Genomic DNA, 17,554 nt, shown 5'->3' with positions numbered 1-17,554 from the left:
TGACATTGAAACAAGCTCTTCAAACATACAGGAAAAAGGATTCTATCGAGAAGATCATCAATTCCCTGAAGAATGAGATCGAGATCAAACCGCTGCGAGTTTGGTCGGACGCTAGCATTTATGGAGCTGTAATTATTGGGTTCATTGCACAGTTGTTCATATCGCTGATGCGATATGAGTTCAGGGAACTCAAACATAAGTCCACAAAATTCATAAAAAAAAGCTTATTGAATTTGACAGTTACCGTCGATTTCCTGAAAAACAGAGCAAAAAAGTACATTTACGCCAATTTTGATGCCATAAATACACTGATCTTAAGGCAAAAATGGGTGATATCGTAGAATTTGACGTGAAATTGTTTAAACTGTCAAATCGGTTTTCCTGACAAAAAAACGAAAATTTAAGGTGGGAAGAGAAGACATTCTCTTCATTAAGGAGTGAAAACTGTCAAACTTGGGATTAAATATATACGCTATTGTAGCGTAAAATACTTTGATTATGTTACAAGCCTATAAGTATCGATTATATCCTAATAGTTCTCAGAGAGATTTCTTTGAGAAACAGTTTGGTACTTGTAGGTTCATATACAACTGGGCATTGGATATGAAGAGTTCAACTTATCAGAATGAGAACCGATCCATGAGTAAGAATGAGCTCAAGAACATGCTTCCTGATCTCAAGGCCCAATACAACTGGTTGAAAGATGTCAACTCCCAATCCTTGCAGAGTTCTATCGATAACCTGGATAACGCTTTTCAGAAGTTCTTCAGGAAAGAGGCAGAATATCCTGCTTTCAAGTCAAAGGACAATCCTGTTCAATCGTTCCAGATCCCACAGCATTATGTTGTTGATCTTGGCAAGGGCACGGTCAAATTGCCCAAAGTAAAGGAACCCATTAAGGTCAAATTTCATCGCAGATTTGATGGCGAAACAAGAACTGCTACGGTATCAAGAACACCAACTGGGAAGTATTTCATAAGCATACTGGTTGAAGATGGTCGGGAAATACCAGAAAAAGTTAGTTCGGGGCCGAGTATAGGGATTGATGTTGGTATTAGCCATTTTGCCATTCTTTCGACAGGTGAAAAGATCGAGAATCCTCGGCATCTGAAAAAATCCATGGCGAAACTTAAAGCAGAACAACGTGCATTGTCTCGTAAGAAAAAGGAATCGGGTAATAGGAAGAAACAAAAGTTGGTTGTAGCTAAACTACACGAAAAGATTACCAATCAACGAAATGACTTTCAACATAAGCTATCCAACAGGCTGGTAAACGAGAACCAAGTTATCGTCCTGGAGGATATGAGCATTAAAGGAATGGTCAGGAATCATTGCCTGGCTCAGGCAATCTCCGATGTTGCCTGGGGAAATTTCATAATGAAATTGAAATATAAGGCAGAGTGGTGTGGTAAGATCATTCAACAGATTGGTAGGTTTGTACCAAGTTCTAAATTGTGTAGTATCTGCGGATACAAGAATGCCGATTTAACTTTAAAAGATAGAAGTTGGGAATGTCCCTCGTGTCATACGAAACACGATAGGGATATTAACGCAGCTATCAACATCTTGAATATCGCGCTAAACAATACCGCCGCAGGGACTGCGGTTTGAGCTTGTGGATGTATTCTCGCTGGAGAAACAGATGAAGCAAGAAGCCACCCTATTTATAGGGTGGTAGTTCACATGGGAATCCGTGGTATCGCCATGGAATTGGATTCCATGTTCATAATATATATATACTGATTTGTACAGCCTTTTCTATTATCAATAGCAAAGTTATGAGGCATTATAGTGGCTACTCCTGAAAGTTTCCAAGAAGAGAATGAGGCTGTTAACAACTTCGTTGAGTCTGAAACCAACGGGGATATCATCTATCTGGGGATAGACCTGGGCACTTCGAAGATAGCGATATGTACCAATGATGGAATTATGTTCTCAGAACATAGTCTAATTGCGCACGGAGATGGCCACGACCCTAATGTCGATGGCAATGATAAGGTATTTTTTGGGAAGGCCGCACTTGAGAGAATTGACCTTGAAGGGAAGTGGCTCTTAAGGGACCTGATTGAAAAGAACAGTGACGGACCGGGGTATCTGACAGCATTGCTGGGGCATTGCATTCAAGCTGCTGGTGTTTCTGCTGATCCCGGGCAGATGTATGCTGTTATAGGTGTGCCCTCAGGGGCTGATGCGTCCTATAAACGAGCGGTTCTGGGGGCGGCACGACATCTCTTCAGAGGGGTGATGGTAGCTAACGGGCTCTTCTGCGTCGCTTATGGTAGCCAGAGGCTTGATAGCTCTGTGATTATTGACGTGGGTGCAAGTAAGACAGATATGTGCCTTATCATAAGCAACATTCCGGAAGATGAGGATTGTCTCAGTATCTCTGTTGCCGGTGAGAATATTGATAATGAACTTGTTGCTCTGCTCGCAGAAAAATATGAAGGTTCAAAAGTAACAAGGGAAATCGCAAGAAGTTGGAAAGAAGCATATGGATTTATGGGCGATACGGATGAAGAGTGTAAAGTGGAATTGCCTCTGGAAGATTTCTCAGAGGAAGTGATCATCACTGAGGAATTAAGGATTGCTTGTGAGTCTATAATACCGGATATCGTTTCAGGTATCATAAAAATGGTTTCCGGTGCAGAGCCACAGTTCCGTGCTACATTAAGGAATAACATCTGTCTTTGTGGGGGCGGCAGTAAGATAAGGAACATGCGCAGCTTCATCGAGAACGAGTTAAAAGGATTCGGTGGAGGCAGGGTTTTTCTCATAGATGATCCCGAGTTTTCCGGTGCTTACGGAGCATGCAGGCTTGCAGAAAAAATGCCGGATGAATTCTGGGAGAAGCTGAATAATTGTGATAATTAAAACTATCTGATGTGGTCTCTATGAGTTCATTAAACTGGTCAAAAAATTCCAAGCAGGCCGCGAAAAGCCTTACAAATCAGGATTTCACTCCTAATATTTATCGTAAGCCTGTTATTAATGAGGACGGCCGCGATAAGAGTCCTGATTCTCATAATCCTGAAAGTCCTGGTATCTACAATCAGAAGACTGTATTGAAAACTCTTGAGTCCGATCTTGAGCAGTTACAGGAGCGATACGAAGCACAAATAAAAGAATACCGGGAAAAGGAAGCTGTACTTATTGAAGTGAAGGCAAGATATGATTCCCAGATGGAAGAATACGAGGAAAAACAGAAACATCTTGATATATTAAAAGAGGATGTGTCCAGACAGAAAGAATTGCTCAGCCGCAAATGCACCATACTTAAATCAGCAGTACTGAAAGCTGAAGAATCTATCCCGGCTGCACAGGCCAACGAACTAGAAGAGAAGCGTTCTGCTTTTGAAAAGGATAAAGCTGAATTTGAGCAACGGGTGGAAGAGTTCAAAGCATCACAAACGGACTACGAACAACAGTTTATTTTGCTTGAAAGTAAAAAGACAGAGCTTTCCGGCCTGATGTCCCGCTATGAAGAAGGGATGCAGGCGTATCATGACAAGCAGAAAGAGTTAGAGGAAAAGCTGCATTCTCTTGAGGAGCAGCTTGCCTCCGGAAATGACCTGCCAATAGGCATTGAAGGATTGAACTGTGGCACGGCCATAGACCTTGTCAAATCCAGATATTACTCAGAATTGAAGGAACTTAACCGCAAGCGTGCTGATCTTGGTACGCTCAGGGAGGAGCTGGAGAATGAAGAGTCATTGCTCAATTCTAAAAGCTCCAGTATCATGGAAATAAAAGACCAGGTCCAGAGCGAATTCTCCAGACTGATACCGCAGACCGCAGAACTTGAGGCTGCTATGGCGGCTCACGAAATGAGGGCGCAGACCCATGAAGAGAACGAGCAGATGCTTGCACAGCTTACCCAGAAGTATGATGATAATTACTCTCTTTTCCGGCAGAAGCAACATGAACTTGAAGAATTCCTGGCTCAGCAGGTGAAAAAGGAGTATGCATTGGGAAAAAGGAAGCTTACGGTATATGAGTCCCGCAAGCTTGTGGATATGGAGATCGCCAGGATCAATTCAAGGTCTGCGGAGTTCCAGGAAAAGGTATGTGCCTTTGAGAAGGACATCGGGATTTACCAGCAGAACCTCCTTGAGTATGAAGAAAACCTCCGTATCTATACAGAGGACAACAATAAGCTGCAGGCCTCTGTTTCTTTGTATGAGGAAGATTTCAGGTCCTTTGAGGAGAGACGTGCGGCACTTGAAGAGCAAAAGCTTTCCATATCCGGTGAAGAGGATGTTATCCGGCAAAAACAATCTGAAATAGATGTGGGTAAGAGGGAACTTGAGGCTGAGGAAGCCAAAGTAGTCTCATGGAGAAGTGAGATCGAGTCCGAGAAAGCTTCACTGGGATTGGAACTTGAGAGTATCAGGCTCAAACGTGAAGACACCTCTAAGCTGGAAAGTGACCTTGAATCGGGTTTCAATGAACTTGAGTCCCGCCGCAAAGAACTTGAAGATCTCCTGGGGACCACAGAAAAGGAGATCGGAACACATGTCACTCTCCATCGCCAGCATCTGGACATCCGGAAAGTTAACACAAGGCTTGAGCAACAGTCCATCTACATTAAAAGCCTTGAGGATTCCCTGAAAGAAATGCAGAGGACTCTTGAAGACGCCATGTCAGATGCAAGGAAACACGAAATGTTCTCCCATATACTTAAAATGAATATGGAACTGTCGGAGTGAATATCAGAAATACATTATGTGGTCAGAAAGTAGTAATAAGCGTAAGTACGAATAAATGTGCCTCAGTACTCATAGGGTTCATCATAAATCAGAACGGTTTTCTCATCACAGGCACATCTTTCTTTAATCTTTCTTTACTTTTAACCTTTTTTTGCCGCCATTGCGGAAAAGTCCTCTTTTCAAATCACGGTCTTTATATAGGCAACGATATCTGCTGCAGCTTTCGCCGGTTCTTCTGCCTGGTAGATGCTCCTGCCCACAATTACCCAGTCGGCACCAGCTTTGATGGCATCGGAAGCGCTTCCTCCCTGCGCACCAACTCCAGGGGAGATTATTGTCAGTTTGTTACCTATTATCTTCCTTATTTCCCTTACTCTCTCGGGGCGTGTTGCAGGGGCAACCACGCCGGAAGCTTTCTCATCTGCAGCCATCTTCGCAATAGCTTCACCTGCAGCCTGCATGAAGTCAAGTGCACCCGGATGGCTCATCTCGGTGACCACGAAAACATCCTTGTTGCTGCTCTTTGCCAGTTCCACGCAGGTCCTGAGGCTGTCATGCCCCGTGAAGCCCTGGATGATGACAGCATCTGCACCGGCCCGGAAGACCTGCTCGCAGATAAGGCGGTTGGTGTTGGGAATGTCCGCAACTTTGAAATCTGCGATGATGGGTGCATATTTTGACAACTCTGTTATTATCCCGAGTCCGGTCGCAAGTATAAGGGGGTAGCCGACCTTGATGGCGTCCACGTATCCTGCCACATCCCCGGATATCCTTAGAGCTTCATCGCTATCCAGCACGTCCAGCGCGAGTATAAGTCGTGTGTTCTTTTGCATGAGTGTACTCCCTGTATGCTCCATGTGCCTGTTCTTATTCAGCGGAACTACTTATTATTCTATTCTTTTGCAAGCCTGCTCCTTGCAGCTGCAACAAGTATCGGAAGGGTTATCGTGGCGTCAGAATGCACAGTAACTGAGCGTGCGGTTTCGCTTACTTTACCCCATGAGCGCGCCTCGTCCAGGGTTGCGCCGCTCAGGCCACCGGTCTCAGGTGTGTCCATGGTCAGCTGGATGGCATACTCGAATTCCTGATGTGTGATGAGCATTGACTGGAAGATGTAGTTCTTGGGGACGCCGCCTCCTATGAGCAATGCTCCGGGCCTCTTTGCCTCGTAGCACAGATCGATGATCTCCCGCATGTCCTCAAAGGCGTCAACCTTCAGGGGATTCTTCTGCTTGTAAAGCCATGCCTGCAGTCCTATCATGGAGTCCTGGATAGCCGGGCAGAACACGGGCACATTCATATCCGCTGCTATCTTCAGTATGGAATCCTTGTCATCGATGTGATTGCCGATATGCGTCATCATCTGTCTGATGGATATGGTCTCGCTGCCCATATCGGAGAAGATGGCCTGCATCTTTTCCTCAAAATCCACAAAATATGGCTCAGGGAGATAAACGTCATATATCCTGTTGATCTCCTCATGTTTGAGCTCGATGTCATCGCACTGCGAACATCCTTTGTAGTGGTGCAGCCCCATTGATTCCACGATCTCATGCACCATATTGGCTCCGGTGGTAACGAGCACGTCGATGTAGCCGTCCTTTATCAGGTCCGCGACAATGCAGCGCATGCCTGCAGGCACCATGGCGCCGGCAAGTCCGAAAAAGCTGGTGGAGCCCCCGGCCAGCATCTCATGGTAGATATCCACAGCATCGGCCAGTTTCCCGGCACCGAAGGCGCATCCGCACATAGCCTGGACAAGCGAGTCAACATCCATACCCTCTGTGATCCTTGCATGGTTTATCGGGTGCTGGAGTTTTTCCTCAGGTGAATGATGTTCCATTTAATATCATCTCTATCTATGTTTTGTTGGTTCTATGGCAGCCTTCTTCTTTAAGGTTTCTTCTAGACCATTCCCCCTCATATGCAAAATTTTCTTCATCTTATCCCGGCTCCTTGCATAAATTTGGTCCGGTTCTTCTGTTTTGTTCATGTGATCTTATATCATTCGTGATGCCCGTTTAAATGGACTTGCACAATCCCGGTACATAATCTAAATAACTATAACGGCACAATATCCCTTCATGAGTTCCATAATTGATCGGCTCATCCCGAAGCAGAGGAAGATGTCCACCCAGATTGGTGGCCTGCTCATCATTGTGGGTGAGACAATGTTCCTGTTCTCGATACTGAACTTTCTTATGATCACAAGGCTACAGTACTACAGTTCGGGGGATAGCTACATGAGGACACTTTTCCCCAATTACCTGCTGTTCCTGTTTGGGTTATCTGCAGTCGCATTCATCGGGATGTGGCTGACTTACGTCTATGTTTTCCCGAGCAAGCAGAAGTTCTCTCAGGAGCAGGCTATTAAGGATGACCGCAGTCCTATGTATAATACTATACTGGAGATGCAAAAGGAACTCCGCGAGATGAGAGCCACCGTCGAATCGCTTTCCGAGAAAGTGGACATAATGGCTAAAGAACAAAAATGATCTTCGGTTAAAATGGTAATAGAACTCGAACCTGTGATTGATGAGCCTGCGCTTATTGTCAGGAGTACGACAACGGCACTTGTAGTCGGGGATATACATCTGGGAATAGAATGGGATCTATATCGGAGCGGAATATCAATTCCCAGCCGCATGAAGCACGGGCTTGAGCGTATACTCGGATACATAAGGCAGGAATCACCTGACAGGATCATCCTGCTGGGAGACCTCAAGCACAATGTACCCCAGATATCATGGCAGGAAAGGGATGAGATTCCATATTTCCTGGAATCCCTGGCAGAACATGCTCAGATAGACATCTTTCCGGGGAATCATGACGGAGGCATCGAGCATCTGGTTCCCCGGAGGCCGGACATCCGAATCCATCCGGTGCGTGGCTCTGTCATAGAAGGAGTTGCTTACTTCCATGGTCATACCTGGCCGGATCCGTCCCTGCTTTGTGCACAGTACATCGTTACGGCTCATAATCATCCTACCATCCGTTTCACTGATTCTCTCGGCTACTCGGTAACGGAGCAAAGCTGGATCAGGACAAAGCTCAATATGGATGTTCTGGGGGAACATTTCCGGGATTCCGGGATGCAGCTGCGTAAAGGCAAGGATGTGCCTGAACTTATCATCATTCCTTCATTCAACGAGCTGTGCGGAGGCGTGGCGTTCAATGAATCCCTTGATGACGACCTTCTGGGTCCGATATTCTCTTCGGGCGCTGTGGATATAGATAATGCGCAGGTCTATCTTCTTGACGGGACCTGCCTTGGGGCTCTCAGACATATCCGCAGACTGGAAGAGAGCCGGCACAGCACTGGAAAACGTAAAAGGAAGGTTATTAAAAAATGAGTTTTGGGAACATTTTCGATCAACTGGACCCGCGGATACAGGAAGCTCTCAGGAAACAGGGTTTTGAAGCTCCCACACAACCTCAGGAAAAGGTCCTTCCATTTATTCTAAGGGGTGATCACACTTTCCTGATAGCTCCCACAGGCTCCGGTAAGACCGAATCCGCAGTGCTTCCAATATTCAACGCCATCCTTGCCAAGAGTCAGGAACAGCGTGCCGGCATCTCGGCACTCTATATTACACCACTCAGGGCACTCAATCGGGACATGCTCTCCCGTATACAATGGTGGGGGGCTGAGCTGGGTATCGATGTGCAGGTGCGCCACGGGGATACGTCCCAGTATGAAAGGCAGAAGCAATCACGCAAGCCACCTGATTTCCTGATAACGACTCCCGAAACCCTTCAGGCCATGTTCACAGGCTCCCGCCTGCGCAAGAATCTGCAGTCTGTGACCCATGTTGTGGTGGATGAGATACATGAGATGGCATCTTCAAAACGTGGCACTCAGCTTGCTGTTGGCCTTGAGAGACTTGTGGAACTGTCAGGTGAGTTCCAGAGGATAGGGCTCTCGGCAACAGTGGGCAATCCGGAAGAGATCGCAAAGTTCCTGGCAGGCACGGACCGCAAGGTCACTGTTGTGTCAGTATCTATGCTTAAATTGCTTGACTTCAATGTAGTGAGTCCTTCGGTGACTGATGAAGACATTGTGATAGGAGGCAAGGTTGGCTCGGAAGCAGAGTTTGCATCCCAGTTGCGGTGTATCCGGGACATCGTTGAGAATAACATCTCTACGCTGGTCTTTGTGAACACCCGCCAGAGTGCCGAGGCATTAGCGGCCGGTTTTAAGATGCTTGGCCTGCCCATAGGCGTGCATCACGGTTCCCTGTCAGTGGACTCCCGCATCGAGGCTGAGGAGTCCTTCAAGAGCGGGGACCTCCGGGGCCTGATATGTACGTCATCCATGGAGCTGGGTATAGACATCGGTAATGTCGACCATGTTGTACAGTATGGGTCGCCAAGACAGGTATCTCGGCTCCTGCAGCGTGTCGGGCGTGCCGGCCACAGGATACATGAGATCTCCAGGGGTACTATCCTGACTATCGGGTCTGATGATGTGGCTGAGAGCATGGCTATATGCAAGCTCGCACTGGGCGGGAAGGTGGAGGCGATATCTCCTCACATGAATTCCCTTGACGTGCTGGCAAACCAGATATCGGGCCTGGTGATAGATTTTGGCGACGTGGACATTGAAAAGGTGTTCACTATCCTTAAGCGCGCATATCCTTTCAAGGATCTTAGCGAGCGAACCCTCCGGAAAGTAATCTCACAGATCAATGATTACCGCATGGTTTGGAATGAGGAGGGGTCAGATGTCCTTTCACGCCGGAAGAAGAGCTGGCAGTATTATTATGATAACCTGTCCATGATACCGGATGAAAAGAAGTACGAGATATTCGATATCGTCACCGGTAGACCAGTGGGTGTGCTTGACGAAGCCTTTGTGATCAACTTTGTTTCCCCGGGTGCGGTCTTCATAACCAAGGGCGATATGTGGCGGGTCATTGAGATGAGCAGTGACAGGGACAGGATAAAGGTCGAACCTGTGCGTGGGATGGGAGAGATACCAAGCTGGGTGGGTGAGGAGATACCCGTGCCTTTTGAGGTTGCCGGAGAGGTGGGCCTGATCCGTCAGGCTATTGCCGCAAAGGTGCTTGAAGGCCGGGAGGACGGTGAGATAGTTGAGCTTATACGTAACGCCTACCCTGTGGATGTCACAGGTGCAAAGACGCTGGTGTCTCTTGTCAGAGAACATACTGAAGGTGATTTCCCGGTCCCGCATGCAGGTATGCTCGTGATAGAGAATGATGGGGAAGCTGTCCTTATCAATGCTTGTTTCGGGCATAATGTCAATGAGACCCTTGCAAAGGTCCTGACGTCCCTGCTTGCTGCAAGATACGGAAGCAGTGTGTCCCAGGAGATAGATCCCTACAGGATAAGATTGCAGCTTCCGCGAAGGATAAAAGCGAAAGAGATCTCTGACCTTCTCAGGGAGATAAAGCCGGAGCATATCGAGCCGATAATTGAGATGACCCTGAAGAACACTTCCCTGATGAAATGGAAGATGGTGCATGTGGCCAGGAAATTTGGCGCCCTGAGCAAGGACATCGATTATGACCGGATAAGCATGAAAAAACTGCTTGATATCTACAGGGACACGGCGATGTATGATGAGGTAATCAGGGAAATATTCCACACCATGCTGGATGTGAAGCGGGCTACTGAAGTGCTGGAAGGTGTTTCGGCCGGCAGGATACAGGTTGTCATCAGTCCCTCCACTCCTCTGGGAAGAGCGGGTTTTTCTATGAAGCGAGACTTGGTGGCACCCGAGAAGGCCGACAGGTCCATTGTAATGGCACTTAAGGATAGGATCATGAACGACAGGGTGATACTCTTCTGCGTTCACTGTAAGAAATGGACCTCGCGCAGACAGGTAAAGAACGTTCCGGAAAACATTATATGCCCTGTATGTGATTCCAGGATGATCGCTTCCCTGAAGCCTTGGGAAGAAGAAGAGATAAAACTGGTACAAAAGCAGGAGAAAGTGAGTTCAGGAGAAGAACTTAAACGTGTCAGGAAAGTGTACCGGAATGCCAATATCGTTATGACTCATGGGAAGCAGGCTGTTATTGCCCTTGCAAGCCGGGGTGTCGGTCCGGAAATGGCGACACGGGTCATACAAAAAATGCGACAGGATGAGGAGGCTTTCTATCGTGACATCCTTGTGGCAGAGCGAAACTATGCCAAGAACAAGAGATTCTGGGGTTAGAGCTTTGCATTTTTAGCATACTTTTCAGTAGTTTGTGTGATTCCCATTGCTCCGCTGTATGCTTTCCTCCCACGGTTTCCAAGTATAAGTAAGTGAAAGCGGCTTCAATCCAATAGTTTTATATCTGATGTAACGCAAATCAGAATGACTAAAATCTACTCAATAGAGAAGGATTCATTATGAACATGAAAGAAAGGTTTATCAAAGCATTGAAAGGTGAAGAAGTCGATAAAGTTCCGGTCGTATCTGTAACACAGACTGCTATCGTTGAACTTATGGATAAGACTGGCGCTGCATGGCCTGAGGCACACAGCGATGCACAGAAGATGGCCGACCTTGCAATGGCATCATACACAGAATGTGGTCTTGAGGGTGTAAGGGCTCCATATTGCCTTACCGTTCTGGCAGAGGCAATGGGCTGTACAGTCAATATGGGTACAAAGAACAGACAGCCATCTGTCACAGACCACCCATACCCCAAGGGTGTTGAAAACCTTCAGATGCCTGAGAATCTCCTTGCACAGGGCAGGATACCCGTCGTTCTTGAAGCTATGAAGATCATCAGAGCAAAGCTCGGAGACGACGTTCCTTTAATAGCCGGTATGGAAGGTCCGGTAACCCTTGCATCCGACCTCGCAAGTGTCAAGAAGTTCATGAAGTGGTCCATAAAGGACCAGGAGGCTTTCCAGACAATTCTCGACTTTTCATGTGACGCATGCATACAGTACGCAAACGCCCTTGTAGAAGCAGGCGCAGATGTCATCAGCGTACCAGATCCGGTAGCATCCCCTGACCTCCTGGCCCCTGAGACATTCGGTACCATTCTCAAGCCAGTACTGCAGAGATTTGCAGACGGTGTCAATGCACCAATGATTCTCCACGTATGTGGCGATGTGTCCCCTATTCTCGAAATGATGGCAGACTGTCACTTTGCATCAATCAGTATTGAAGAGAAGGTCAAGGACCTCGCAGCAGCAAAGACAAAAGTTGCCGGCAAGGTAACTATCTGCGGTAATGTTTCAAGCCCGTTCACTCTGCTTTCAGGCGATGAGGCTAAGGTCAAGGCTGACTCCAAGAAGGCTCTTGAAAACGGTGTTGACGTACTTGCTCCTGGCTGTGGAATTGCACCGGACACAAAGTGCTCCAACATCAGGGCAATGGTTACAGCAAGAGACGAATTCTCCGCATAAATTAAATTCTCTGGCATGACATAGTTTTATCTATGCCATGTCACTCTCTTTCTTTTTTAGATTACTTTACTATAATGGCTGACTGTGTTCGTAAAGATCTTAACATAAGTTGTTCTACTTGGAATAGCGCTTTATTCTGGTCTTACAGGTGTGGCCAGGTCCGGATCTTATAGGAGTTCACTATCATGCAGTTCAGTCTTGGAATAGATGCAGGGGGTACTTATACTGATGCAATTCTGGTCAGGAATTCTGATAGTTCTATTGTGAGCTCAAGCAAGGCACTTACAACATACCCTGATCTCATAAATGGTATAAAGAATGCAATTGATGGCCTGAAGCAGGAGCATATCGGAAAAGTAAGCCTTGTATCGGTTTCAACAACCCTTGCCACCAATACTGTGCTTGAAGGCACAGGCAGCCCGGTTGCACTTATCCTGGTGGGTGAGCATCCAATAAAAGGGGAATTCCCTGCAAAGCATACCGTTCTTGTAGACGGCGGCCACAGTTTCAATGGCGAGGAAGTTCTGCCACTGGATGTTGAAAGGATCAGGAATTTTGCCTTGAAGGTTAAAAACGAAGTTGCTGCGTTTGCAGTTTCCGCATTTTTCAGTATCCGTAACCCTGAGCATGAAATTGTCATACGTACTCTTGTTCATGAATTGACCGGAATGCCGGTTGTATGCGGGCATGAACTTTCCCAGGAGCTGGGTGCATACGAAAGGGCTGTAACTGCAGCACTGAATGCGCAGTTGCTGCCCATATCCAATCACTTTATCCAATCCGTGATGGATGAAATCAAGCGAAGGAATATCAATGCAAAATTACTCATGTTGAAGTGTGATGGTACGGTCGTTGGATTGAAAGAGGCTCTGGAAAAACCTGTAGAATCTATATTTTCCGGCCCTGCTGCAAGTCTTGTGGGTGCATCTTACCTTTCTGGTTGTGATACCTGTGCTGTAATAGATGTTGGTGGGACCAGTACGGATGTTTCGGCTGTATATGATGGTGTTCCTGAACTAACGGATGCCGGTGCCATGGTCGGCGGGTGGAGAACGCGGGTCCGGGCAACAAGGATGGAAACCTCTGCCATGGGCGGTGACAGTCATGTATGGACACGGTCTAAAACGATATTCATCGGTCCAAGGAGAGTCATTCCTCTATGTATTGCTGCTGCCCGATATCCTTCTTTCATGGAGAAGCTGCAAAAGAGTGTGACTCCTCCAAGGCACATGCTCGACTGGAACGTGCAGCCGACTAAGTTCTTCATGAGGTCCGGCTTTAAGGCTTCCGATCTTAATGAGTCCGAGACTGCAGTACTGGATGTGCTTGGTGATGAACCAATGTCCCTGGATGAAATAATTTCACTTTCAAAGAAGTATCCTTCAAGTATTGTTCTTGATTCTCTGATACAGAAAAGGTTAATTCAGCCAGTAGGTTTCACGCCCACTGATGCGCTGCATGTTCTTGGTGACTATGTCCACTGGGATGCTGAAGCATCAGCTCTTGGAGCTGAAAAACTTGGACGCATGAACAAGATGGATAAATCGGAGTTCAGCTCCATGGTCAAGAACATGGTTGCAAAGAACATGGCCTTTAACCTGATGTCATTTCTGTTACCGGATGTCGAAAGGTCAGGGATTAAAAGAATCGTGGACGGAAAATTCCCTGCAAGATTCAAGGTGGATGTTCCTGTAGTATTACTGGGGGGGCCGGTGAGGGCTCTCACTCAGGAACTTGCTAGTGTTATCGATGCTGACATCATTGTTCCGGACTATGCTGAGGTCGGAAACGCCGCAGGTGCACTTTTTGGTAAGGGGATCAAAAGGATAGAGTTTATCATAAGGATGATCTCTGTGGCTGAACCGGATGCCGGATTCTATACTTTCTCTCCTCTTGGCAGGGGAGAGTTCAGGACTTATAGTGAAGCAGTTAATTCCTCAAAAGAGCTTGGGAAAAAGATGGTTACCGAATATATGGGTGACTGCGGGGTAAGTAAGGAGAATCTGGAGGTGGAGGTCACTCATATGAGTTACTCTCCCGAGGGCTGGAAATACGACCCGCTGGAAACAAAACTGATAGTTGTAGGTGTAGGTTATCCCAGGGATCTAAGAGTACGCTAATATTAAGATAGGGCTGTCCACCTTATATATCTTGAATTGACTTAACTTTGCAAGTAAGCATTAGCAAATTGTCAATTATTATAAAAGAGCGATATGTTAATAAGAATACTAAAAAAAGAAAAAAGTACAAGTTCTAGATTTAGAACTTGTAGTTGGCTTCTGGCCTGAATCTTGGTTCTTCTGCCTTGTACTTCGCGAGACTGTCGCTCATGAAGGTGGAGGACTCGTTGGTCAGTGCTTCGACAGATGCCTTTGCGTCTGCAAGTGCATTCTGCTCAAAGCGGGACATCACGAGTTTGCCTTCCTTCTTGGATGCTTCCAGAATCTTGATAGTTTCAACGACAGCGTTCTTTGAACGGAGGTACAGGTCGTTTCCGTCCTTGACGATTGCCTGGCCTACCTTGAATGCGTTGTCGTATGCAAGGACATAGCCCTGTGGGTCTCTGTACTTGTCAGAGAGGCACATCATGTCACGGAGCATTTTTGCATTTCCGGTCTGGATTGCAACGTTCATAAGGGCTGCATCCATGTTCAGGGTCTGGGACCAGCACTGTACGCTTGTACCACCAAATTCACCGTGGTATTCGACGGACTCGTTGGACCAGAGGTCACAAACCTGCATTGTCAGGTTACCCATGACATCTGCGTGTGCGCAGGTTGCGGACTTTCCTTCCTGAGCGATTGGGCATCCGGTGATGGACTTGATTATGGTGTTCTCATAACCACAGTCCTTTCCTGGGCCCTGTGCGCCTGCTTCGTATGCTACAAGTGTCCTTGAACCAGCCAGCACTCTTGCAAGGATTGCGAGGGTGTGTGCGAGGTTCTTTTCAAGGAGACCACCGGCAATGAACATTGCAGTGTTTGCCTGTGCACAGTCTGTGTCACCGGCTGCAATTCTGCCCTTCTTGACTGCGATCTTCTTGATGTCGGTCCAGATCATACCCATGTCGATTCCGCCGAGGCAGCCGATTGCGTAGATCATACCAGGTACATCGTTCCTGAGGATTGAGTAGTCGAGGATTTCCTTTCCACCCATTGTCTCGATTGACAGGAAGTCTGCGCCGCCGTCTGCTACTGCTTCGAATGACTCCATGAGTTTGTCATATTTGCCACCGATCAGTGCAAGCAGGTCACGGTCTTCACGTATGTCACCAGGGGTGTGCCTGAGACCACACTTTATGCCGTATTCTTCGTGGTATTCTTCGAGGATTGTCTTCTGTACGTGAGCTATTTCTCCTCCCCATGTTGGGTTGTTGGTCATCTGCTCTACGTGTTCTGTCTCAAGTGATACTGCTGGGAAACCAATCTGTACAGCCCTTGCGAGGATGTCAGTTGTCAGTTTGCGGTATTCTGATACGAGTTTCTCCTTGGAGACACCGGCCTCTGGCCTTGGTGCATAGTTAACTTCTGCTGTAACGTATCCGGCTCCGACCTCTAATCCGAGTTCAGCCTTTACCGGGTGTATAGCAGTTCCGAAAATCATATCGTCAGCATTCTTGTATGCCATGGAAGTGTATCTTTTAACCATTTGCTTCACCTCTCCTTAGTGCATGTGGAACTGATCTTTAAGCTGTGCAAGGCCCTTGCCTGCCAGTATTGCGTTTGCCATCTTTGGTGCATCTGCAGCTTCTTCACCATATACTCCGAGCTGGTATGAGCTGACGAAGTCCTGGTTGACTGCTCCGCCACCGCACTGGAATGGTACCTTGATGCCTGCTTCGAGGAGTCTGTCGTTTATTTCCTTGAATGCATACATGGTTGTTGTCATCAATGCTGTTCCGGTGAGCATCATTGGGCTCTCCTTCTTTACAGCTGCAATGACTTCATCGACTGGGACATCACGGCCAAGGTCGACAACTGCGAATCCGGCAGCTCTGAGGAGTGCTGCTACGATTGTCTTTCCTATGTCATGTACATCGCCTTCTGCTACGTGGCATACAATTGTGCCCTTTGGCTTTGGTGATGTTCCTGCTGTCTCTTTACAGTATTCGATACCTTCGAGCATTGCGTCAGCTGCCATCATAACGTTTGGCAGGAAAACTACGCCCTGGTCATACAGGTCGGTAACGATCTTCATTCCTGGCATGAGTACTTCGTCAATGAGTTTTATTGGGTTTGCACCCTTCTCTATTGCCTTCTCTAAGGCCTCGATAACGTCGTCCTCTTCTCCCTCAAATATAGCCTTAGCGACTGATCTTCCAGGCTCAGTTTTCGGGAACATTTCGGTTGCCAGCTGTTCAGGTGACTGTGCTTTCTCTTTCTGCACATTGTACCTGACTAAAATTTTGGTTGGGTCTATATCCATCTATTCTACCTCCTTAGTATCTAGATTGATCTTCTATGCTACTCTATCGTTCAAAAGATTCACGATCAGAGCAGCAGATGGATTTCAGCCAGTCCCAGGCACTCTTTGCCGCATAAGAATCTCCACAATTCTTCTGCAGTGATTATCAGCCTGTGGCCAACTTCATCTTTCCACACAGTTACCTAATCTAAGTTTGTATATAAACCTAGCGGTTTTGAGTATTTATATAATACTTTTAATAAATATAGTGTGTATATTTTCATAGAGTCTCTTCTGATAACATTTTTTTTCTTAAAAAACGGCCCTAGAAGTCATTATATTTTGAAAGTAATATGTTATCTTACTCATTATATTCGTTAAGTAGCGATATTCGAGGGGTACGTTTAAATATGACTTTCGTTGAGCACAACTAGAATTGTTTTATAACAACTTGTCTTTAGTTCATCTGCCTTATTTATATTATATATTAATTTGTATATAATCTCTTTTTTCCTTTCCTTCTCTTATTTTGCCGTGCAAATTGTGTTCACATGGTAAACACTGTATTTTTATTACTAATGTATAACTATACATGCCCTTTGTTTACCGCTTAGTTTAAGTAAAGGTATTATTTTGTCGACATTTTAGATAATATTCATATTTATTTAGACTGATGTCTAAAAATCGATTACAAAAAATATGTTCTTAATGATTAAATACTCTTCAATTCAGCTTTCACCTTTTCAGATGAAGTGATTATGCAGAGCTTCTCAATCGTTATCAAAATAAAAAAAATTCTAAATAGTGGGACTTTGTCCGAACCAGTCGGACCAAGAACCCAAGCTTATGGTGGATTGGCGTTTAACTTATGGAGCACTGGTGAACCTCCCCTCCCTGAAGGAAGGGGCTTCCCTTTTCATCGATCCAGGTTATTACGAAAGAAGTTCTTTGGTTCTTTCCTTTTCCCGTATCTCGGGGGCGTTAGTGTTTATGGGCCTTTTATGGAGACTAACAAACACCAATTCCGCTAGTTCCTGTAGCGTATTTCTGAGTTATGCCAAGTTCCTGTAGTC

At 46.4% G+C, this 17,554-nt stretch carries 12 protein-coding genes and 1 pseudogene; 9 read left to right on the top strand and 4 right to left on the bottom strand.

Going from position 1 to position 17,554, the window contains the following annotated elements:
* From Q8J68_RS13635 to Q8J68_RS13620, 4 genes and pseudogenes are all read left to right on the top strand, one after another.
* Window positions 1-341: pseudogene (locus tag Q8J68_RS13635) on the top strand (IS1634 family transposase); the annotation flags it as partial.
* 157 nt (window positions 342-498) lie between these two features.
* Window positions 499-1,611, top strand: coding sequence for an IS200/IS605 family element RNA-guided endonuclease TnpB (gene tnpB, locus Q8J68_RS13630; protein WP_305312063.1), 1,113 nt, complete (start codon window positions 499-501; stop codon window positions 1,609-1,611).
* A gap of 180 nt (window positions 1,612-1,791) precedes the next feature.
* Window positions 1,792-2,871, top strand: coding sequence for a rod shape-determining protein (locus tag Q8J68_RS13625; protein ID WP_305312062.1), 1,080 nt, complete (start codon window positions 1,792-1,794; stop codon window positions 2,869-2,871).
* Window positions 2,872-2,891: 20 nt separating this feature from the next.
* Window positions 2,892-4,706 (top strand): hypothetical protein, encoded by a 1,815-nt coding sequence (locus tag Q8J68_RS13620; protein ID WP_305312061.1) that lies wholly within the window; start codon window positions 2,892-2,894, stop codon window positions 4,704-4,706.
* A 179-nt stretch (window positions 4,707-4,885) separates the two neighbouring features.
* On the opposite strand, the gene pyrF is transcribed toward Q8J68_RS13620, so the two are convergent.
* Both pyrF and Q8J68_RS13610 read right to left on the bottom strand, forming a co-directional pair.
* The gene (pyrF, locus tag Q8J68_RS13615) at window positions 4,886-5,539 is read right to left on the bottom strand and encodes an orotidine-5'-phosphate decarboxylase (protein WP_305312060.1); all 654 of its coding nucleotides are present in this window, start codon (window positions 5,537-5,539) and stop codon (window positions 4,886-4,888) included.
* A 59-nt stretch (window positions 5,540-5,598) separates the two neighbouring features.
* A complete protein-coding gene (locus Q8J68_RS13610; RefSeq protein ID WP_305312059.1) occupies window positions 5,599-6,549 on the bottom strand; it encodes a deoxyhypusine synthase in 951 nt (316 codons plus the stop codon).
* Window positions 6,550-6,790: 241 nt separating this feature from the next.
* Here Q8J68_RS13610 and Q8J68_RS13605 point away from each other — a divergent pair, with 241 nt between their 5' ends.
* The 5 genes from Q8J68_RS13605 (at window position 6,791) to Q8J68_RS13585 (ending at window position 14,197) form a co-directional block, all read left to right on the top strand.
* The gene (locus Q8J68_RS13605; protein ID WP_305312058.1) at window positions 6,791-7,201 is read left to right on the top strand and encodes a hypothetical protein; all 411 of its coding nucleotides are present in this window, start codon (window positions 6,791-6,793) and stop codon (window positions 7,199-7,201) included.
* A gap of 12 nt (window positions 7,202-7,213) precedes the next feature.
* Window positions 7,214-8,059 (top strand): metallophosphoesterase, encoded by an 846-nt coding sequence (locus tag Q8J68_RS13600; RefSeq protein ID WP_305312057.1) that lies wholly within the window; start codon window positions 7,214-7,216, stop codon window positions 8,057-8,059.
* Window positions 8,056-10,887 carry a DEAD/DEAH box helicase gene (locus tag Q8J68_RS13595; protein WP_305312056.1) on the top strand — a complete coding sequence of 944 codons (2,832 nt, stop codon included), beginning with the start codon at window positions 8,056-8,058 and terminating at the stop codon, window positions 10,885-10,887. Before Q8J68_RS13600 ends, Q8J68_RS13595 begins: the two co-directional genes overlap by 4 nt.
* A gap of 179 nt (window positions 10,888-11,066) precedes the next feature.
* The gene (gene mtaA / locus Q8J68_RS13590) at window positions 11,067-12,077 is read left to right on the top strand and encodes a methylcobamide:CoM methyltransferase MtaA (protein ID WP_305312055.1); all 1,011 of its coding nucleotides are present in this window, start codon (window positions 11,067-11,069) and stop codon (window positions 12,075-12,077) included.
* Window positions 12,078-12,262: 185 nt separating this feature from the next.
* Window positions 12,263-14,197, top strand: coding sequence for a hydantoinase/oxoprolinase family protein (locus Q8J68_RS13585; protein ID WP_305312054.1), 1,935 nt, complete (start codon window positions 12,263-12,265; stop codon window positions 14,195-14,197).
* Between the two features lie 139 nt (window positions 14,198-14,336).
* Here Q8J68_RS13585 and mtaB read toward each other — a convergent pair whose 3' ends face one another.
* Window positions 14,337-15,725: a methanol--corrinoid protein co-methyltransferase MtaB gene (gene mtaB / locus Q8J68_RS13580; RefSeq protein ID WP_305312053.1), complete on the bottom strand. Its 1,389-nt coding sequence runs from the start codon at window positions 15,723-15,725 to the stop codon at window positions 14,337-14,339.
* Between the two features lie 15 nt (window positions 15,726-15,740).
* Window positions 15,741-16,502 (bottom strand): methanol--corrinoid protein MtaC, encoded by a 762-nt coding sequence (gene mtaC / locus Q8J68_RS13575; protein ID WP_305312052.1) that lies wholly within the window; start codon window positions 16,500-16,502, stop codon window positions 15,741-15,743.
* Window positions 16,503-17,554 lie beyond the last annotated feature (1,052 nt).

The sequence above is a fragment of the Methanolobus sp. genome, from assembly GCF_030682845.1.
Lineage (GTDB): Archaea > Halobacteriota > Methanosarcinia > Methanosarcinales > Methanosarcinaceae > Methanolobus.
The sequence above is the reverse complement of the archived record's forward strand: the minus strand, read 5'-3'. Positions and strand labels throughout refer to the sequence as shown.